The organism is Bradyrhizobium sp. 17 (assembly GCF_023073515.1).
Classification (GTDB): domain Bacteria; phylum Pseudomonadota; class Alphaproteobacteria; order Rhizobiales; family Xanthobacteraceae; genus Bradyrhizobium; species Bradyrhizobium canariense_D.
Window position 1 is genome coordinate 63,295 of record NZ_JADPJQ010000012.1, and the last position, 19,357, is coordinate 82,651.

At 62.6% G+C, this 19,357-nt stretch carries 19 protein-coding genes and 1 tRNA gene; 13 read left to right on the forward strand and 7 right to left on the reverse strand.

The genetic code is table 11. The annotated features are described in order from the left end of the window. Nucleotides 1-6: 6 nt before the first annotated feature. Nucleotides 7-522 (forward strand): adenylate kinase, encoded by a 516-nt coding sequence (locus IVB13_RS01485; RefSeq protein ID WP_018457939.1) that lies wholly within the window; start codon nt 7-9, stop codon nt 520-522. A gap of 28 nt (nt 523-550) precedes the next feature. On the opposite strand, the gene IVB13_RS01490 is transcribed toward IVB13_RS01485, so the two are convergent. The 3 genes from IVB13_RS01490 to glmS form a co-directional block, all read right to left on the reverse strand. Beyond that, a complete protein-coding gene (locus IVB13_RS01490; protein ID WP_026233464.1) occupies nt 551-1,408 on the reverse strand; it encodes an NAD(P)-dependent oxidoreductase in 858 nt (285 codons plus the stop codon). 104 nt (nt 1,409-1,512) lie between these two features. Next, nucleotides 1,513-2,286, reverse strand: a complete 774-nt coding sequence (locus IVB13_RS01495; RefSeq protein ID WP_018457941.1) for a DUF502 domain-containing protein — start codon at nt 2,284-2,286, stop codon at nt 1,513-1,515. 89 nt (nt 2,287-2,375) lie between these two features. Beyond that, a complete protein-coding gene (gene glmS, locus IVB13_RS01500) occupies nt 2,376-4,202 on the reverse strand; it encodes a glutamine--fructose-6-phosphate transaminase (isomerizing) (protein WP_018457942.1) in 1,827 nt (608 codons plus the stop codon). Nucleotides 4,203-4,422: 220 nt separating this feature from the next. Between glmS and IVB13_RS01505 the strand changes: the two genes are divergently transcribed. Then, nucleotides 4,423-4,641, forward strand: coding sequence for a hypothetical protein (locus IVB13_RS01505; protein WP_018457943.1), 219 nt, complete (start codon nt 4,423-4,425; stop codon nt 4,639-4,641). A gap of 6 nt (nt 4,642-4,647) precedes the next feature. Here IVB13_RS01505 and glmU read toward each other — a convergent pair whose 3' ends face one another. Then, entirely contained in the window at nt 4,648-6,003 is a 1,356-nt protein-coding gene (gene glmU / locus IVB13_RS01510) for a bifunctional UDP-N-acetylglucosamine diphosphorylase/glucosamine-1-phosphate N-acetyltransferase GlmU (protein ID WP_018457944.1), read from the reverse strand. Nucleotides 6,004-6,177: 174 nt separating this feature from the next. Between glmU and IVB13_RS01515 the strand changes: the two genes are divergently transcribed. Together IVB13_RS01515 and IVB13_RS01520 are read left to right on the forward strand one after the other, a co-directional pair. Beyond that, on the forward strand, nt 6,178-7,566 hold the full coding sequence (locus tag IVB13_RS01515; RefSeq protein ID WP_247336719.1) for a hypothetical protein: 1,389 nt from the start codon (nt 6,178-6,180) through the stop codon (nt 7,564-7,566). Between the two features lie 110 nt (nt 7,567-7,676). Beyond that, nucleotides 7,677-8,057, forward strand: a complete 381-nt coding sequence (locus tag IVB13_RS01520) for a hypothetical protein (RefSeq protein ID WP_018457946.1) — start codon at nt 7,677-7,679, stop codon at nt 8,055-8,057. Here the strand turns inward: IVB13_RS01520 and IVB13_RS01525 are convergent. Beyond that, entirely contained in the window at nt 8,017-9,576 is a 1,560-nt protein-coding gene (locus IVB13_RS01525) for a beta-1,6-glucan synthase (protein WP_039800292.1), read from the reverse strand. The genes IVB13_RS01520 and IVB13_RS01525 overlap by 41 nt on opposite strands. A gap of 329 nt (nt 9,577-9,905) precedes the next feature. On the opposite strand from IVB13_RS01525, the gene IVB13_RS01530 reads away from it, so the two are divergent. The 3 genes from IVB13_RS01530 (at nt 9,906) to IVB13_RS01540 (ending at nt 13,792) form a co-directional block, all read left to right on the forward strand. Continuing rightward, complete coding sequence (locus IVB13_RS01530) at nt 9,906-10,511, forward strand: beta-1,3-glucan biosynthesis protein (RefSeq protein WP_018457948.1); 606 nt, start codon at nt 9,906-9,908, stop codon at nt 10,509-10,511. Nucleotides 10,512-10,725: 214 nt separating this feature from the next. After that, nucleotides 10,726-13,401 carry a glycosyltransferase gene (locus IVB13_RS01535; protein WP_018457949.1) on the forward strand — a complete coding sequence of 892 codons (2,676 nt, stop codon included), beginning with the start codon at nt 10,726-10,728 and terminating at the stop codon, nt 13,399-13,401. A 315-nt stretch (nt 13,402-13,716) separates the two neighbouring features. Beyond that, nucleotides 13,717-13,792: transfer RNA gene (locus tag IVB13_RS01540), tRNA-Lys, on the forward strand. A gap of 89 nt (nt 13,793-13,881) precedes the next feature. On the opposite strand, the gene IVB13_RS01545 is transcribed toward IVB13_RS01540, so the two are convergent. Next, a complete protein-coding gene (locus tag IVB13_RS01545) occupies nt 13,882-14,364 on the reverse strand; it encodes an AlpA family phage regulatory protein (protein ID WP_247398626.1) in 483 nt (160 codons plus the stop codon). Between the two features lie 353 nt (nt 14,365-14,717). On the opposite strand from IVB13_RS01545, the gene IVB13_RS01550 reads away from it, so the two are divergent. From IVB13_RS01550 to IVB13_RS01570, 5 genes are all read left to right on the forward strand, one after another. Next, entirely contained in the window at nt 14,718-16,148 is a 1,431-nt protein-coding gene (locus tag IVB13_RS01550) for a hypothetical protein (protein WP_247487463.1), read from the forward strand. A 1,030-nt stretch (nt 16,149-17,178) separates the two neighbouring features. Further along, nucleotides 17,179-17,535 (forward strand): hypothetical protein, encoded by a 357-nt coding sequence (locus IVB13_RS01555; protein ID WP_018457951.1) that lies wholly within the window; start codon nt 17,179-17,181, stop codon nt 17,533-17,535. Between the two features lie 113 nt (nt 17,536-17,648). Continuing rightward, nucleotides 17,649-18,032, forward strand: a complete 384-nt coding sequence (locus IVB13_RS01560; RefSeq protein ID WP_018457952.1) for a hypothetical protein — start codon at nt 17,649-17,651, stop codon at nt 18,030-18,032. A 47-nt stretch (nt 18,033-18,079) separates the two neighbouring features. Next, nucleotides 18,080-18,271: a hypothetical protein gene (locus tag IVB13_RS01565; RefSeq protein WP_018457953.1), complete on the forward strand. Its 192-nt coding sequence runs from the start codon at nt 18,080-18,082 to the stop codon at nt 18,269-18,271. A gap of 69 nt (nt 18,272-18,340) precedes the next feature. After that, on the forward strand, nt 18,341-18,523 hold the full coding sequence (locus tag IVB13_RS01570) for a hypothetical protein (protein WP_018457954.1): 183 nt from the start codon (nt 18,341-18,343) through the stop codon (nt 18,521-18,523). An 83-nt stretch (nt 18,524-18,606) separates the two neighbouring features. On the opposite strand, the gene IVB13_RS01575 is transcribed toward IVB13_RS01570, so the two are convergent. Next, on the reverse strand, nt 18,607-18,813 hold the full coding sequence (locus tag IVB13_RS01575) for a hypothetical protein (protein WP_026233466.1): 207 nt from the start codon (nt 18,811-18,813) through the stop codon (nt 18,607-18,609). A gap of 161 nt (nt 18,814-18,974) precedes the next feature. On the opposite strand from IVB13_RS01575, the gene IVB13_RS01580 reads away from it, so the two are divergent. Further along, on the forward strand, nt 18,975-19,334 hold the full coding sequence (locus IVB13_RS01580) for a hypothetical protein (protein ID WP_247397170.1): 360 nt from the start codon (nt 18,975-18,977) through the stop codon (nt 19,332-19,334). Nucleotides 19,335-19,357 lie beyond the last annotated feature (23 nt).

The window sequence follows — 19,357 nt, forward strand, 5'->3', positions numbered from 1 at the left end:
ACGACGATGCGCCGGATCATCGTTGTAGGCTGTCAGGGTAGCGGAAAGACGAGCCTCTCCCGAAATCTCGGGCAAAAGCTCGCGCTGCCGGTGGTGCATCTCGACGTGCTCTACTGGCGGCCGGGATGGAAGCCATCCGACAAACCGAACTTCCGAGCACGGGTTACCGAGGCGATCGCGGGCGACGCATGGGTTGTCGACGGCAGCTTCTCGGGACTTGCCTTCGATCTCACGCTCGCGCGCGCCGATACGCTGGTCGTCATCGACCGCCCGCGCTGGCTCTGCCAGTGGCGCATTCTCCTGCGATCCGCCTTCGATCGCGACAAGGCCCGGCCTGATCTCCCGGAGGGGTGCCCCGAGCAGTTCGACTGGAAATTGATGCGCGAGGCGTGGCGCTACGACACCGAGCGCGCGCCTGTCATCGAGGCCGAGCGTATGCAGTATGGCGCTGACGTTCCGGTCGTGCGCTTGAGACGCGATCGAGACATCCAGGGGTTTCTGGATTCGCTGCACGGCACATGATGGATGGCGGTGACGTGAGACCGGACGATCAGGATTTCTTCTGCGCGATGCGCGCGGCGAATGCCTTCATCAGGTCGGTATCCGCCGCCTCGCCTTTCGCATCCTCGGCGAGGTGCTCGAACCAGCGCGCAAAGCCTTCGTAAACCTGGCTCGCCGGATGATCGGGGCCGAGGAAGCCGGAAATCTCCCGCATCTCCGCGACCCAGCGATAGGCTTTCGGAATCATGTCCGGCAGCGCGACTTCGAGCCGGGCCAGAACCGCGGGCTGGCTGAGTGCGAGTTCGTCGCGCAGCGCATCCGCAGCCCCCGCTTTCGTTGCCGCGACCACCATCGCCGCGCCGATCCCGGCGAGGCCCTTGACGATCCCGGCATAGGACATTTTCAGCGCGGACGCGGCACCGACCGGCCCTTCGACGATCCGCACGTCGAGCCCGAAATCCTTCAGCACGGCGACATCCTTGGCGTGCTCGCCCGACATGTAGAAGGCCGGGCTCTTGCCACCGGGCTGGGGCGGGAACCCGATGATGCCGGCATCGACGAACGGCGCCTGTGCCGAGCCGATGATCTCCTCGATCCTCATCACGGTATCGACGTTGACGGCATTGCAATCGACCACGACCGGCTTCTTCTCGCGCCGGACGATCAGCCCGGCCAGCCGCTCGGCGAGCGCCACGGCTTCGCCCGGCGGCACGATCGACAGGATGATGTCGGCGTCCGCGATCGCGTCGTCCTCGGCGCCGATCATGCCGGCATCCGTGGCGCGTTTGCGCGTCGCTTCGCTCCGCCCTCTCAACGACGTCAGCACACGCGCACCGTGCTCGCCGAGACGGCGGGCCACGGCACTGCCCATGGCACCGGGCGCGAGGATCGCAATAGTTTTGGACATCGTGCACTCCAGATCGAAGCCCGAGCAACGCGCTCAGTTCAATCGGAGACTAGCAGAGGACGAGACGCCCGCGTGAACGGCGGCCATCCCGCAGGGGAATGGCCCTACTCCACCTTCGCAGGCTGGGGCTGCACCGCCGCCGAGGCGTTGGCAATACGCGCGGCATTCGCCATGCCCGCCAGCGCCGCTGCCTTCTTCGAATCGGGCGCTGAGCCCGGCTGCACGACGCCGGCCGACATGATCAGCGTCGCGGCATCCTCGGTGCTCATGTCGACCTCGACGATCTTGCTCTTGGGCACATAGAAGAAGAAGCCGGTCGTCGGGTTCGGCGAGCACGGCAGGAACACCGAGACGTGCTCCTCCTGACCCGGCAGGCTGCGGGAGACGTCCTCGTTCGGCGCTTGCGAGATCAGCACGATCGACCACATGCCCGGCGAGGGAAACTCAACCAGGCCGACCTTGCGGAAGCTCGAGCCCTTGCCCGAGAACAGCGTCTCGAACACCTGCTTCAGGCCGCGGTAGATGGCGCGTACCGCCGGGATGCGGCCGAGGAAGGTCTCGCCGACATCGACCAGTGTCCGGCCGATCAAATTGGCCGCGAGGAAGCCGACCAGCGTCAACGTGAAGAATGCGACGATCAGCCCCCAGCCGGGAATGACATAGGGCAGATAAGTCTCGGGCCGATAGGCCAGCGGCACGAACGGCCGCACCACGCCATCGACCCAGGTGACGAACCACCAGACCAGATACAGCGTGATCGCAATCGGCCCCGTCACGATGAGGCCGGTGAGGAAATAGTTACGGAAGCGGCCGATCAGGCCGGTATGCGGCTCGGGCACGGCATCAAGAGGCGCAGGCGCGTCGTCACGGGGGTTCATTCGGGTTCCAAGTCAGTCGCTTCGTCCAAGCTAGGGTCTTCTAGCAGGTTTTGGAAGACCACGAAGCGTCCCGCACTCGACCCCTCTGCCTATTCCACCGTCACGGATTTCGCGAGATTGCGCGGCTGGTCGACATCGGTCCCCATGATGACCGCCGTATGATAGGCGAGCAGCTGAACCGGGACCGCATAGACCATCGGCGTGAACGCCGCCGCCATATCGGGCATGACGATGGTGACGAGGGACTCGACGGTTGCCTCCTGCGCGCCTTTGGCGTCGGTCATCAGGATGATCTTGCCGCCGCGAGCGGCGACCTCCTGCATGTTGGAGACGGTCTTTTCGAACACCCGGTCGTAGGGCGCGATGACGACGACAGGCATGGTCTCGTCGATCAGCGCGATCGGGCCGTGCTTGAGCTCGCCGGCGGCATAGCCCTCGGCGTGGATGTAGGAGATCTCCTTCAGCTTCAACGCCCCTTCGAGGGCGAGCGGGAAGCTGGTGCCGCGACCGAGATAGAGCACGTCGCGAGATTTCGCGATCTCGCGCGCGAGCTTCTCGATCTGGAGCTCGGTGGTGAGCGCATCCGACATCAAACGCGGGATTTCGACGAGCCCGTGAACGAGCTTGGTCTCGTCCTCGTCGGTCAGTTCGCCGCGGGCCTTGCCGGCCGCGATCGCAAGATTTGCCAGCACCATGAGCTGGCAGGTGAACGCCTTGGTCGAGGCGACGCCGATCTCTGGGCCGGCCAGCGTTTGCAGCACGGTCTCGCTTTCGCGCGCGATCGTCGAGGTCGGCACGTTGACGACGGCCACCGTGTGCACGCCTTGGGCCTTGGCGTAGCGCAGCGCGGCCAAGGTGTCGGCGGTCTCGCCCGACTGCGAGATGAAGATGGCGAGATCACCCTTGCGCAAGGGCGCCTCGCGGTAGCGGAATTCGGAGGCGACATCGACCTCGACCGGCACGCGCGCGAAACGCTCGAACCAGTATTTTGCGACGAAGCCGGCGTAGCTCGCAGTGCCGCAAGCCGTGATGTTGATGCGCTGGATGTTCTTGAAGTCGAACGGCAGCTTGACCGGCAGCGAGACCCGCTCGGTCGCCATGTCGACATAGCGTGCCAGCGTGTGGCCGACCACTTCCGGCTGCTCGTGGATCTCCTTGGCCATGAAGTGGCGGTAATTGGCCTTGTCGACCAGCGAGGTCGAGGCCGCGTGCTTGGTCTTCTCGCGCTGGACGGCATGGCCGTCCTTGTCGAAGATCGAAGCGCTTGTATGGGTCAGCACGACCCAGTCGCCGTCCTCGAGATAGCTGATCGTGTCGGTGAACGGCCCGAGCGCGATGGCGTCGGAGCCGAGATACATCTCGCCGTCACCATAGCCGATCGCGAGCGGCGGACCGTTGCGCGCGCCGATCATCAAATCGTCCTCGCCCGCGAAGATGAAGCCGAGTGCGAACGCGCCGCGCAGCCGCGCCAGCGTCAATTTCACCGCTTCCACCGGCTTGTTGCCGCGCGTGAGCAGGTCGTCGACGAGATGCAGCACGATCTCGGTGTCGGTCTGGGTGTGGAACACCGTGCCTTTCTTTTCGAGCTCCTCGCGCAGCTCGCGGAAATTCTCGATGATGCCGTTGTGAACCACGGCGACACGCTCGGTCGCGTGCGGGTGCGCATTGTTCACGGTCGGCTTGCCGTGGGTGGCCCAGCGGGTGTGACCGATTCCGGTCGTGCCCTTGAGCGGCTCGGCCTCCAGCCGCTTCTCCAGATTCTTCAGCTTGCCCTCGGCGCGGCGGCGCTCGAGCTGCTTGCCTTCGAGCGTGGCGACGCCCGCGGAATCATAGCCGCGATATTCAAGACGTTTGAGCGAATCCACCAATTGCTCTGCAACCGGCTGGCGCCCGAGAATGCCGACAATCCCGCACATGCGGATCAATATCCCCCAAATCGTCGAAAAATCGCCTAAACGACCAGCTCAGTTTTTAGCGAAGTTCCTAAGGAACCAGATACTCAATAATTATTGCTGATTGAGACAGCACCGACGGCGACCGAGCCTCGCCTGCGTCGAACTGGCTGGGCCTTAAACCGCGCGCGTTAACTTGTTGTCAACAAATTTGGCCAACCCTTGCGTACCAAGGAGAGAGGCCATGAAAGGCTCATCCAACCGCAAAGGCCTGTCATCGATGGCGGTGCGCGCCAGCGAGACCACCGGCACGCACCTCGCGCATTGGCCGCCGCCCCAGCGCGGCAAGGAAAGCAAGCCCGTCTTCATCAAGCACGTCGCCGGCGAGCCGGCGAAGCGTGCCAAGCCGCGCGGCTGGCGCCTGACGCGCGCGATCTTCTCCGAATTCGCCGACGACGAATAGCGGCGCTCATTTCGCCGGCTTATTCCCTCGCGTCTTCATCTCGCGATAGCGCGCCGCACCACCTTCGCGGATGGTCTGCGGGCTCCGCTCCAGCGCCATGGCGTCATCAGGCACGTCGCGCGTGATCACGGAGCCCGAGCCGATATAGGCGCCGTTGCCGATTATCACCGGTGCAACCAGCGAGGAGTTGGTGCCGACGAAGGCGCCCTGCCCGATGATCGTCTTGTGCTTCTTGAAGCCGTCGTAGTTGCAGGTGATGGTGCCGGCGCCGATGTTGGAATTAGCGCCGATGATGGCATCGCCGATGTAGGAGAGATGGTTGACCTTGACGCCGGCCTCCAGCGTCGCGGCCTTGGTCTCCACAAAATTGCCGATGCGCGCGCCGTCGCCGAGCGAGGTGCCGGGCCGCAGCCGCGCATAGGGGCCGATCGAGACCTTCTTGCCGAGCTTGGTCTCGACGATATGCGAGAAGGAATGGACCACCGTGCCGTCGCCGATCGAAACGCCGGGGCCGATCACCACGAAGGGCTCGATCGTCACGTCCTTGCCGAATACGGTATCCGCGGCGAGATAGACGGTTTCGGGCGCGATCAGCGTGACGCCGGACTCCATCGCCACTTTCCGCAACCGCGCCTGCATCACGCCTTCAGCCTCGGCGAGCTGCGCCTTGGTGTTGATGCCGCGCACTTCGTCCTCGCTGGTTTCGATCACCACGGCATCCCATCCCTGTTCGCTGATAATGCCGACCGCGTCGGTCAGATAATATTCGCCCTTGGAATTCGCATTGCCGATCTTGTCGAGGATCGCGAGCGCGCGATGCCCGTCGATCGCCATAACCCCGGCATTGCACAGGTCGATCTTGCGCTCCTCGGCGCTGGCATCGGCCTGCTCGCGGATCGCGACCAGGCGGTCGCCCTCGACGATGAAGCGGCCATAGCCGGTGGGATCGGCGGCGCGGAAGCCGAGTGCGGCAATTGCGGCGCCTTTGGCCAGCGGCGCGCGCAGCCGCGCAAAGGTCTCGGCCGAGATCAGCGGCGTGTCGCCGAACGCAATCAGCAGATCATCCACGCCCCGCGCAATGACATCACGCGCCGCCAGCACCGCATGTGCGGTGCCGAGCCGTTCCTGTTGCACGAAGGTGAGCGCGTCGGGACGGATGCGCCTTGCTTCGTCCGCCACCGCCTGATGATCGGGTCCGATCACGACCGCGAGCGAGGTGCCGGTTCCCTTGGGCGCCGCGGCGAGCACGTGGGCGAGCAAGCTCTGGTGCGCGACAGGATGCAGCACTTTCGGCAGGTGTGAGCGCATACGCGTGCCTTCGCCGGCGGCGAGCACGATCGTGAGGCTGGAACGGGCGGTCATCGCAATCCTGTCAATCGGCCGAATCAATCGGCGCCAGCGGGCGACGGGCCGCCCTCATCAGCTATCGCCTTGCTACCCCCGCAAACGCCCGGAGTTCAAGTGCGACACGCTTTTCCTGTTAATGTTCCCTGATTGATTCGGGGAAGCCGGACAGGGGTTGGGCACTTAACGTTCATGGCAAAGGATTCCGACCCACTGGCGGATGCCTTCGGCGCCAAGGAGACCGGCGGGCTGTTCTCCGGACTTGTGGCCGAGGAGAGTTCGTTCGATCGCGGCATGATGTGGCGGCTGGGCTCATGGGGCGTGACGGCCGTCGGCGCCGTGGTGCTTGCCGTGTTCGCCAACCAGGCCCAGCTCGGCTGGCGGCGCGACCAGGTCGCATCCGCCGATCTCGCGCGCCAGGCCGACCGGCTCCGGATCCTGACCAAGGAGAGCCAGAACGAGGCCCGCCGGCTCGCCTCCGCCATCGAGACGCTGAACACCGATCGCGACCGGCTCTATTCGCGCGTCACCGTGCTGGAGCAAGGGCTCGATTCCGTGACCGGCGCCATCGCCAAGCAGACGACAACGCCGCCGCAGGCGTCCGTTGCGAAGCCGCAGGACGCGCCGGCCTTGATCGGCCCGCCGGCGCCCGGCATCGCGCAGGTCGCCTCGACACCGGCTCCGGCCAACGACAGGCCGCGCGCCGAGGCCGCAAAGGAGCCGTGGAGTCCGCCGCCGCAGAGCGCGGCCGCGGCCTCGCTGGTCGCGCAGTCGCCGGCGACGAATTCGGCACTGCCGATGCTTCCGTTGGTCCCATCCAAATCGATCATGGCGCCGCCCGATCCGGCCGCCCCGAAACTGGTTCAGCCCGAGGCCGCAGAGAAGGCGACCGAGAAGGCTGCCGAGACGAAGCCAGAACCGGCGCCCGCTCCGATCGAAGTCGCCGCGGCACCTGCCAAGCCGCCGGAGGCCGCCGAAAGCGAGGCTCCCGCGATCGCGGTCCAGCAGACGCGCTTTGCGATTGATCTCGGTGGCGCCAACTCGCTCGATGGCCTGCGCGCGCTGTGGCGCGGGGTCACCAAATCCAATCCCGAAATCGCAGCGCTGCGGCCGATCATCATGATCAAGGAAGGCAACACCGGCCTTGGCATGCAGATCCGCCTCGGCGCCGGTCCGCTGATCAATGCAGCGGCTGCAGCAAAACTCTGCGCCGGCCTCGCCGAGAACGACCGCCACTGCGAGACCACCGTGTTCGACGGCCAGCGGCTGTCAATGCGCGGCGGCCAAGAGAAGAAGCAGGACAAGGGGCAAGACAAGACCCAAGACAAGACCCAAGACAAGACGCAAGACAGGGTTCAGGAGAAGAACTCCGACAAGAACCAGGACTCGGTGCCGCAAGCCGAGACCGCCCCGGCGCCCGCGCCGGCCGCCAAGCCGGACAAGCATCGCCGCAGCTATTCCTCAAAACGCTCGTCGAAGCGCGAGGAGCCCGCGCCTGCTCCTGCGGCGCAGCCGGCCGCACAGCCGAAGCCGGAGACGGCGTCGGCGGGATCGACGCTGTCGTCGTTCTTCAGAAGGTAGCTTACCTCGCGGCAATTCATCAGCGTAATGGGTGAAGGATCTCACGCAGGTCGCGAGAAACTTGCGCCTCCCCTGTTGCCCCGTTCCACCATCCCGACCATATTGCCGCCATGACAAAAAAGCCCTTCCGCCTCACGCCCTACCAGGTGCAGTTCCTAATCGTCGTCGGCTTCGCCAGCGTCGGCTATGCGCTCTATCTGCGCTATCTCGGAATCGAAAACTCGCAGGTCGGTCTCGCCTGCGACGCCGGGCTTCAGACCCTGGTCTGCAAGGCGCGCTCGGTCTCGACCGTGCTGTTCAAGAATTCGGTGTTCGGCATCGTCGCGCTGGTGGTGGCAACGCTGAACCTGATGCGGCCGTCCATCGTGCTGCTCACCGCCGGCATCATCGCCGCGGGCCTTGGCATCGTGCTCTACAATGTCGTGCTGTCGGGCCTGGCGATCGGCCTGCTCATTCTTGGATTTGCTCGGCCCGCGCCCGCCACAGCGTGAGCGCGAACAAGAGATAGATCGCGCAGGTCCACAGCGACTGCCAATTGTCGCGGCCCTCGTTGAACAGCACATAGGCCGCCGACAGCGTCAGCACGCCGGCGAAGACCGATTCCGCGATCGGACGCTGGCCGATCTGCGGCCGGTTCAGCATCAACAGCGCAAACGGCACAACCGCCATCGTCAGCGCGGCGTAAGGGAAATCCTTGTAGCGCGGGTCGAACACGAATCCGAGCGCGGTCTGCGCCGCGATGACCGCCGTCACTGCCAGCGTCAAGCCGAGCACGGCGGTGAGCTTCGACCATTTCCGGCCCTCGCGCGGACCAAGCAGATCGAGGAAGGTCGGAAGGCTGCGGCCGATCACCATCGCCTGCGCGCAGAAGATCGGCGACAGGATGCCAGCCGCGAGCAGCGCGCCCCACAGCAGCCAGCCGCCGATGCCGTAGCTCTCGTAGTACATCTTGTCGGCGCCGATCCCGAGCAGAATGCCGGCCGAGGTTGCCGAGATCGCCACGCCGAGCCAGGACGAGAAGCGCGGCGTCCACGGTCTGCGCCGCAACGTCAGGCCCGCGACCGCGAACACCAGCACGGAGAGGCCCATGCCGGCGGCCATGTACCATTTCCAGTACGGGAAATTGCTGATCGGCTCGCCCGGCGGATATTTCAGGCCACGGCGCACCGAGTCATAGAGGCCCCAATAGCCGCCGACGGTGCCTTCCAGTTTGCGCTTCCACGGCTGGTCGTAGGACTCGATCAGATTGACGCGGAATTTCTGCGCTTTCGCCAGACTCAGGATCTCCGAGACCACGCGCGCCTGGTTGGTGCGCGACGGCAGCGCGCCATCTCGCATGCGCCCTTCGCTCGGCCAGCCGGTTTCGCCGATCAAAATCTCCTTGCCGGGAAATGCGACCGCCATGCGCTCGCGGATCTGTTCGACATGGGAGGCGGCGAACTTGGCCCGCACCGGATTGTCTTCCCAATAGGGCAGGATGTGGATCGTGACGAAGTCGACGGCGTCATAGATCTCGCGATTCCTGAGCCAGAACTCCCAGACATCGGCATAGGTGACGGGCACGCTGACCTGCGCCTTCACCGAGCGGATGATGGAGACGAGGTCCGCGGTCGTCATCTCGCCGCGCAGCAGCACTTCGTTGCCGACGATGATGCTGGTGATGATCCCGGGGAAATCCTTGGAAAGGCGAATGGCGAGCGCGGCCTGCTCGAAATTCTTGGTGCGGTTGCTGGAGAGCCAGATGCCCTGGAGCACCTTCAGCCCGCCGATCCGGGCCGCGATCGCCGGCACCTGGTCGAGCCCGTTCTCCATCGAATAGGTGCGGACGCAGTCGGTGATCTCCTTGAGCTGGCGCAGGTCCTGCTCGATCTGATCGGCCTCGATATGAGTCCATGCGTTCAGCGGCGACTGCTCGCCGCGGAACGGCGCGTAGGAGACGCATTGGACCTTGTCGGCGGGATCGATCGGGGCGCGCGCGAGCGAGATCGGCGTGGCAAGCCACCACCACACGGCAGCGATCGCACCCAATGAAACGAGCAGAAGCGCCAGTGGCGTACGAAGAGAAATCGGTTCCGTCCTCCGCGAAGGGCCGTCGATTACCTGCTAGCACGCCGTCTGCCAAGGGGGTGACTCCGTTATGGATCCATCCCTCCCCTGAGGAATTTACCTGCGGCCGTTCGACCGAGGCCTAGGATCGTGACTTTGCTGGACAAAATTCCAGATTCAGGCCATGGACTGGGGAGGACTTTTCCGCCGCATTGGAGACCCATTTGGACGCCATCACCGAGCGCGTCCGCGAAGGTCCTGACGCGGACGGTCAGTGATATATTGGGGAATTCATGCGGCAACGGGTGTTCGAGTTACGAAATGCGGTCCTGCGGCAGTTCGCCGCCACCTTGGCCGTTTCTTCCCTTGTCATCCTGATGGGTATCGGCCTGATGGGTATCGGCGCGGCCTCCGCCCAGAGCGGCACGCCCGCCCCCGACCAGAGCAAGGCAGCCGCCCAGCCCGCCGACACGGCCAAGGATGCCGCTCAGAATCAGCGCCGCACCGACGAATTCGCCGAAGCAGCCCAGGTCATCAGCGGCCCGGCCGGCAACCCCGAATGCGTCTGGCTCGGCCGCCGCGTGGTGCGGCTGATGTGGCGGGACGACCTCGATACCGCATTCCGCCATCTCGACCTCTATGACCGTTTCGGCTGCCCCGGCGGCCACATCCAGGCCGCCTTCCGCTGCCTGACCCGCTTCGGCGGCCAGATCGATCCCAAGGTCGCCGAAACCCTGGACAGCCGTGTGCACGCTTGCTGGATCAACCCGGCGTCGCAGCCGCAGCAGGCGGCGGCCGCGGCCTCGCAGCCGGCCGCGCCCGCATCGGGCAATGCGCAGCCGCAGCCGGCGGCGAGCCCCTCGCCGGCGGCAAGCCCGTCACCGGCGCCCCCGAAATAGCCGCGATTGTTTCAGCCTCCGTTCAGGAACGATCGGCGATAGAAGCAATTGGCACTGCTGCGAATTTCGAAATGTGCATGCCCTCATTCGGTCATGAGGCGATGACAGTTGTGAAACCGCGCGGCAGAGGTATGCTCCATTTGCCGCGGACTTGGTCGGATCTCGGGGTCGGATCCGCTTCCCTGCCCCCTCAGCCCCTTTTGGTTTAGCCGCGATGCGGGTTGTCGCCGCCGTTCTGTTGCTTGTGTCCGCGCTCCACGCCGGCCTCTGGGGAGTCTTGCGCGACAAGGAACCCGCGCCCGACTTCAAGGGCCTGCTGCCCAGCGTCTCCTATGCCCCGTTCGAGGGCTCGGCTCATCCTGATATCGACAACATTCCGACGGTGGAGAAAATCCGCGCCGACCTGAAGACGCTGTCGACGATGACGCGCGCGATCCGCCTTTATTCGTCCACGGGCGGCGTGGAACTGGTGCCGCCGATCGCGGCGGAGTTCGGCCTCAAGGTCACCGTCGGCGCGTGGATCGACAAGGACAAGGATCGCAACGAGCGCGAGATCAAGGCCGCCATCGAGCTCGCGCGCAAGAACAGCAACGTCAACGGCGTCGTCGTCGGCAACGAGGTGATCTACCGCGGCGAGCAGAAGGTCGAAGACCTCATCGAGATGATCAAGAAGGTCAAGGGCGCGGTCCGCGTACCCGTCACGACCGGTGAGATCTGGAACATCTGGCGCGACAATCCCGACCTCGGCTCCAACGTCGACTTCATCGCCGCCCACGTGCTGCCCTATTGGGAAAACTTCCGCTCGGATCAGGCGGTCGACCAGGCCGTCGACCGCTACAATCTGTTACGCAACCTGTTCCCCGGCAAGCGCATCGTGATCGCCGAATTCGGCTGGCCGAGCGCGGGTTACAATTTACGCAACGCCGACCCCGGTCCGTTCCAGCAAGCACTGACCTTGCGCAACTTCGTCAGCCGCGCCGACGCCATCGGCATGGAATACAACATCGTCGAGGCCATCGATCAGCCCTGGAAATACTTCGAAGGCGGCGTCGGTCCGTACTGGGGCATCCTCAACGCCAGCCGCGAGCCGAAATTTGCCTGGACCGGCCCGGTGCAAAATCCCGATTATTGGAAGCTGATGGGTGTGGCGCTCCTCGTCGGTATCCTGCTGTCGCTGCCAATCCTGCGGCTGCAGCAGCCGACGGCGAAGCAGGCGTTCCTGCTGTCGGCCACCGCCAACGGCGTCGGCGCCTGGGCTGCCACCGTGTTCGCGTTCTGGAACGGGCACTATTTCATCTTCGGCTCGGCCTTCGCGCTCACGCTCGGCATGATCCTGCTTGTTCCCCTCGTGCTGATCGCGATGGCGCGCATCGACGAGATCGCGGCCGTCGCGTTCGGCCGGCCGCCGCAGCGGCTGCTCACGAAAGGCAAGCCGGTCGAGGACGTGCCCGAGAATTATTGCCCGAAGGTCTCGATCCACATCCCCGCTTATTTCGAGCCGGTCGAGATGCTCAAGCAGACGCTCGATGCGCTGTCGCGGCTGAACTATCCGAACTACGAATGTGTCGTCATCATCAACAACACGCCGGACCCTGCCTTCTGGCAGCCGATCCAGGATCATTGCCGCACGCTCGGTGAACGCTTCAAGTTCATCAACGCCGAGAAGGTGCAGGGCTTCAAGGCCGGTGCGCTGCGCATCGCGATGGACCGCACCGCCGTCGACGCCGAGATCATCGGCATCCTCGATGCCGACTACGTCGTCGATCCCGACTGGCTGAAGGACCTCGTGCCGGCGTTCGCTGATCCCAGCGTCGGCCTGGTGCAGGCGCCGCAGGAACATCGCGACGGCGACCTGTCGATCATGCACTACATCATGAACGGCGAATATGCCGGGTTCTTCGACATCGGCATGGTCCAGCGCAACGAGACCAACGCCATCATCGTGCACGGCACGATGTGCCTGATCCGCCGCGCCGCGATGGACATGGCCGGCGGCTGGTCGTCCGACACGATCTGCGAGGACAGCGATCTCGGCCTTTCGATCCAGCAGCTCGGCTGGACCACGCACTACACCAACCACCGCTACGGCCAGGGCCTGCTCCCCGACACCTACGAGGCCTTCAAGAAGCAGCGTCACCGCTGGGCCTATGGCGGCCTCCAGATCGTCAAGAAGCACTGGCGGAACTTCCTGCCCGGACGGAGCCGGCTGACGCCCGACCAGAAGCGCGAATATGGCCTCGGCTGGCTGAACTGGCTGGGTGCCGAAAGCCTCGGCGTCGTCGTGGCGCTGCTCAACCTCGTCTGGGTGCCGATCGTCGCCTTCGCCGACATCGCCATCCCCGACAAGATCCTGACGCTGCCGATCATCGGCGCCTTCATCGTCTCGCTCGTACACTTCTTGTCGATGTACCGCGCGCGCGTCGCGATCAAGCCCGGCCAGATGCTGGGCGCGATGATCGCGGCGATGAGCGTGCAGTGGACGGTGTCGCGCGCGGTGGCGCAAGGACTGATCACCGAGCACATCGCGTTCGCGCGCACCTCCAAGGGCGGCCTGTCGAGGATGTCGATCGAGTTCCAGGCGTTCTGGGAGGCCGTGATCGGCGCCCTGCTCCTGATCGGTGCCGGCGTGCTGGTGGCCTCCAACAGCTACCGCCAGATCACGGAGATCTACATCTTCGCCGGCGTGCTGGTGCTGCAGAGCCTGCCGTTCCTGGCCGCGGTCGCCATCGCCATCCTCGAGCTCAGCCGCATCAACTCGTTCCAGTTCTGGCGCGACAGCGCGATCCGCACCGCCGAGCTGATCGGCTTGCGCCCGGTCGCGCTACCCACCCCCGCCGGCACGCCGCAGCAAGTGCCGGTGCCGAGCGAGGTCCGGCGGGAAGCGAACTGACGGGGCTCCGAGCGTGGCATCCGTCCCGTGGGCGGACGTCGCGGCTTCTTCGGCGTGGATGACGGCCGCCATTCGGGTTGAAAATCCCGGCTCAAGCATTGGAAACGGCGAGCGAATTCCCGCTGTTGCCTTCAAGTTCGGCAACCACCCGAGCTATTGACCTCCGCGCCCCATCCCCCTACACAGCGCGGGCCGAAAGCATGATCCGGAAACAGCCGGTTTTTCCGCAACGCTTGCGTCGATGTGGCGGCAAGACATGCTTTTCCAAATGACCGAAGACGATGGCTATTTCTGTGAAGCCATCAGCGGCCATGGGAGCGCGTAGCTCAGCCGGTAGAGCACGTGACTTTTAATCACGGGGTCCTGGGTTCGAGCCCCAGCGCGCTCACCAAACAACCCACTGAAATAATTACCTTCTTTGGCTTTGCTGCATGCCGTGCCCCCGCGATCTCTTCTTGGGGGCACTTTGGGGGCACGGTTTTAGACTTGTCGGAACGGGCGCGCGCCACGCGCAGCGATCCGTTGCTCTACATAGCTTTCGACTTCGCTGGCGACCCACGCTACGCGGCGCTCCCCGATCCGCACACGCTTGGGAAACTTGCCTGCGGCTTCGAGCCTATCGATCTGCCTCCGCCCAAGCGGCATGTCGTAGGTCCCCTTCAATTCGTCGAAGGTAACGAGCTTCCGTGGGATTTTTGTACTGAAGTTCGTGGCTTCTAGCGCTTTGGTTTGTCGCTGACCTACCCTATCGTTCGTTAGGGACGACTCAGATTGGCGCTTCACGGTCTGAGTTCGAGTTTCCTTGGCCGAAGTCTCGGTTTGTGCCGGCTGGTCCGCGATCTGATTTTCCGAAAGGAGCTTTGCCGCGAGTTTGCGAGCTTTCTTGAAACTGATTTTATTCACCGTGCCGATCAGCTTCTGAATGCGCCTTCCATCCTCAAAGTACTCGACAGCGTAAACCATTCGACCCTTTCGGGTCAGAAACACTGCAAAGCCCGGCAAGCCGTCTAGCTCTACCAATGTCTGGCCGATCCCGCTCACACAATAATTGTTAAACGAAAAATATGAAGAAGGCAATACCTGTTAAACAAAAAAGAAGAGGACGGCCTGCCACTGGGCAAACTCCCCTTCTTGGTTTTCGGGGGTCGCCGGACTTACGAGCTGAAATCGTCAAGTGGGCTGAACGTCAGCCTGATCAGCCGAAATTGTCGGAGGCTATTCGGCGGCTCGTCGAGTTGGGACTAAAGAAGTAGCGTCGCGGTGCTTCTGCGCCCTCACAAAACATTCTGCACTCCAGAAATAGGCTTGCTTTCGGAATGACCTTCAACGTTTTCGCGCAGACCAGCATCGGCTCTTTCTACAAGGCGATTGATCGTTGGGAAGACGGCTATCAAGAGAACACATTTGCCTACATGGCTATTAAGCAAGGAGCCGATTTTGTGCTTGCGCAAGGGATGCTTTGGCTGAATTCGCTAACCCATAAAACTCCGCTTATGTACTTCGAAACGGAGAATGTTTGCGCGGGACATTTTAAGCTGGCGGACGCCGGGAAGACCTATCGCGAATTCATCAGCAATTTAGGCGCTGGCACAATCGTCACGCCTCAGCGAACATTGCAATTTCCTTTCACTGGCGGTGCCAATCATCACGCCTCGTTCACACCACTCCATCCTTCGGCTTTGCAGGCGCAGTCCCGAGTAAATGTGCTCAAGATAACGGGCAACAATGCGCCATTGCAGGCCGAGACATCTGTGCTTGATTGGGAACTGAGGAGTGCCCCTAATCCGTACGACACAATTGCTGAGCTGCTTTCGGAATTTGGACTGGGCGGTCTGTTCACCGACAAGATCACAGTCGAAGTGATCGCCACTTCGGTGATGGGCTTCAACGGCGACGGTTGCACTATTTCTGGTGAGACCGGGACCATCGTTGTCCAACTCGCAAACACGTTAGACCGGAAGAACGCCTCTGTGGGATACAGGCAGATTAGCCAAGGCAAGGTCGTTCGGGGCAACCTAAGTGGATCACAGTTCGAATGGGAGCAGACGGACGAGAAACAGGTTGGGACCTACAATATTCCAGTCGCAAAGGGATCCATCCTCCATTGCTATGCTCTCTATAGCGGTGTCGCTCAAACACACTGGTTTATAACTGATCCCACCACGTCCCAAAATCCACGCCGCGTGGTAACCGAGGCTTTCGATGGCGGCCTTGCAATTCTCAATGAGTTTCTTGGTCGCTCGCGAGGAAAAGGCCGCGATGCACGCGATCTCGAAGTCGGCGTCGCGTGGCTATTCTGGATGCTCGGGTTTGGCACGGTCCAATTTGGCTCGACTGCACGAACGCAAGACTTCTCAGACGTGGTCTTAGTGACGCCACAGGGGCACATGGCAATTGTGGAATGTACGACTGGTCTCCTCCGAGTTGACAACAAACTACCTAAACTTATTGCTCGCGCTGCCGACGTGCGGGCGCGCTTGGACCGATCCAATCACGGCCACGTAAAGCTCCTGCCGATAATGGTATCAACGCTCTCGCGGCAAGAGCTGGAAGCCGACCTGGACGGCGCGGAAAAGCTGGGAGTTTTGGTTCTCGCGCGAGAGGAGTTGGATGAAGCCGTAAATCGCACCGTCATTAGTGCGAACCCTGACGAGCTGTTCGCTACGGCGGAAAAAGAGGTCGATAGGCTGAAGGCGAAGGCCCGAGGGAATGACGAACCTGAGCTTCCGCTGCCTCCGACAGCATGATCGATGTAAGCGCTCTGTGGACGTGATCTTGCGCGCTTGAGGCGGCTACCACGTGATCGATGATAGGACCACGTGACTTTCACGCCGAATTGCGCTCCTCCGGCCAGCACGTGATCGCGCGTCCCCGAGGATTAAATTTGCAACTCATGGAAAAGATTGAAGTTTCTCCAGGTTTAGAGCACGTGATTTTCTGTTTCTTATTTTCGGTAGTCGAGGAATTTCAGCAACGTCATGGAGTTTAAGAAAGCCGCATAACAGCTTGAATTCTCTGCAAGTCTCGCCATGTCGCGTTATGTCGCGTTACGACTATACTTTTAATCACGGGGTCCTGGGTTCGAGCCCCAGCGCGCTCACCAACACAATGAAGCAGTAATCCCAAACGCAACTTCGACAGAAAGCTCCATGTCGGCACTGTGTCGGCAGCTGAATTGCCGCTGCCGACGCGTCCTGCCGCCGCAAACGAGCGGCGCTTTGATGTCGGCGCTTGCCGACGAGACTCTTCCGGAAAGCTGGTGTGCCCAAAGCCATTCCGCCCCAAATAGGCCGCCTCAGTTGCCGCTCTCTCAGACGGTGCCGACGTCCCGCACGCCGGGCTCCGCCTCGTCACCGGAGCCAGAGAACAAGTAAAGTAAGGCGGCGCCGGTCGTCCCCGCCTTAAGCGCGCAATCTTGATTTGGGCTCTCTCCCCGGCGACAGGCCAATCCTATATGATAGCCAACGGACCATCGGCAGGAGCCACTCCATGCTTGCCTCAATCATGTTTGGCTTGGTCATTGTCACCCTGATGATGTGGTGTGGGCGCGTGACCGCCAATTTCGCGGCACAGAGAGGCCGGTCTAGGCGCATTTGGTTCATCTGGGGAGCGCTGCTGTTTCCACTGTTTCCGGCTCAATGGTTCGTCTTGGGACTTCTGCCAAAGAAGTAAGGCCGCTTCTCAAACGTCCGCCTCTTTCATTTGCCTATCGGCCTGAGTTCCGGGCGGAACGAACGGACAGTCGAACGATTGCTCCTCTTGAGTAGGAGTTGCGTCATGCGTCATGCGCCGTCGATTGTGCCGCTGGATCGGCTCGACCGGGAGATTTACCTGGTACTGGAAGACTTCGGCGCGCGCGCCGGCTGCTCCTGGCGCGAGGCCGACGAGCAGGATACCGACGTCGAGACCATCATCCGCGACCTACTCTCCGGGCAGTACGCGTATCCCGTCCGTATCGTCGCCTTCAACGCCATCGAGGGCTGGTCTCGCGATGCCACCAGCGAGATCGCAGATGAGCTTGCCGAGCGTGTCACGAGTAGCGAGATCACGCCGGCCTTGCAGGCCTTCGTCCAAGCAAATGCTTCCCGACCTTTTGCTGTACAACTGGCGCTTCCTCTACGGGGGGCCGCCTGAGTTCAATCTGTGATCGTGATGTTGCGTGGGGATTGCGGTGCCAGTGCACTAAACAGGCACAGCCATCGGAGGTTCGCGCTTCCCTTCGGCATGATTTTTTGGTACCAAATAAAATGAAACCAGCAAAAAAGATTCGTGCCAAAAAGCATCGCGGCCGCCCCGCTACTGGTCAAGGCGTCCAGATCGGCACGCGCTGGCCGGAGGCGACTGTCGCTCAGATCGACGCATGGGCGTCGGGGCAGGAAGACACTCCGGCTCGCTCTGAATCCATCCGTCGGCTGGTTGATATTGGCTTGGGCAAACCCGCCTCCGCCCTCGCGGTTACGTCTACCGCCAAGGCCTCGTCCGAGCGGGCTCGGGAAATGGCGGGTAATGCGATCGACAAGCTCAAAGACAACAAAGCGAGCCCGGATGACCAGGCCAGCCGCAAGCGGCGGCTCGTCAAGGGACCCGAGGAATTCCAGAATGTTCGACGCGACCGGCCAAATCGAAAATGAATTGACCGGCGCCCGCCTGGTCAATCTCGCCTGAAGGCAAAAAGCAAATGATCAAACCCAAACGGTCGGCCGCGCAACAAGTCGCGGACGAAGCCGATCGAAGGACCCTCAATCCGATAGGATCGAGACAGACAATAGCGGACAGCCAAGCCACTCCGGAGTTTCAGGAAAACCTCAAACGCCTGAAGTCCGAGCGGCTGGAGCGTGAGGCTAGACTGAATCCGAAGCGCAAGGTCTGATTTGAGCTTATCGACCCTTCGCCTCGCCTGGCTGGGCCGGTCAGGCGAACGGGCCGCGTCGGATGGCGGGTGCAGAAGGTCATGGGAATGTTGAACCGACGGTGGATGATCTTCCTGCTGGTTTCCGTGGTGATTGTTTGCTCGATCTTCGCAGGCGCTCGGTACTATCTGAGCAAATGCCATGGCATGGATGCGTGCGCGGCCGCCGAAGCCGAGAGCCATGAGCGAGACAAGCCAACCGAGCCACAATAGTTTTCGGGTGAAAAGCCGGCTGCGGAGGCGGATGAAGCCACCGGCGAGTTCGCGAACGAATGGCAGTCGACCGCGATGACCGCCTACACCACGCCGCCGAAGTCGATGCCTTCCTTGGCGAGCGCCTCGGCTTCCTCGGCGGACGCTGTCGGCTTCGTGTCGAGATAGGGACGCTCAGTCGCCGGCATTATCGTGCGGATGTTTTGGCCGTCTGTCCGCGTGATGCGAGCAACCCAGCGCTTGGGCCCGTGCTCGACTTGCTGGATGTGGTACTGCTTATAGGTAATCATGACTCACGGACGCAACTGACGCTAACGGCGGCTCCCTTTATATCCAACGGCACGCCGCCGAACAACGATTTCCTAAAGTGAGGTTAAGATCGCCGGCGTGAACCCGTTCAGCGATCATTCAGCCGCTCAGGCGTAGGCATAGTGCGATTGGGAGAAGTCCGATGATCGGTGCAGTTGTGGCAACCTTGCTGGCTCTACAGCTCGGTGAGGTTCATCAGGTTCAATACCGTGTCCCTGTGCACCCACCGCCGTGCGGCCACGGCTGGGACGTCAGCGCCCGCGACGGCATGTGCTACCCCAACGGCTACTTGCCGCCGCAAGAACAGGCCGCACGGCAGTACTATGGAGGCGGTAGAAGCTATGGCCACTATCCCGTTCCTTGCGGAAACGGTGCCGATATCGATACCCGCGACGGCCAGTGTTACCCGACCGGAACGGTTCCGCCGCAGTTTCAACAGGGCCGGCAAGGCTATTACGGCGATGACTATTACGAGCGCCGTCCGCGGCGTCGTTACTATTGAACGGCCCCTCAGGGCAAACCGGC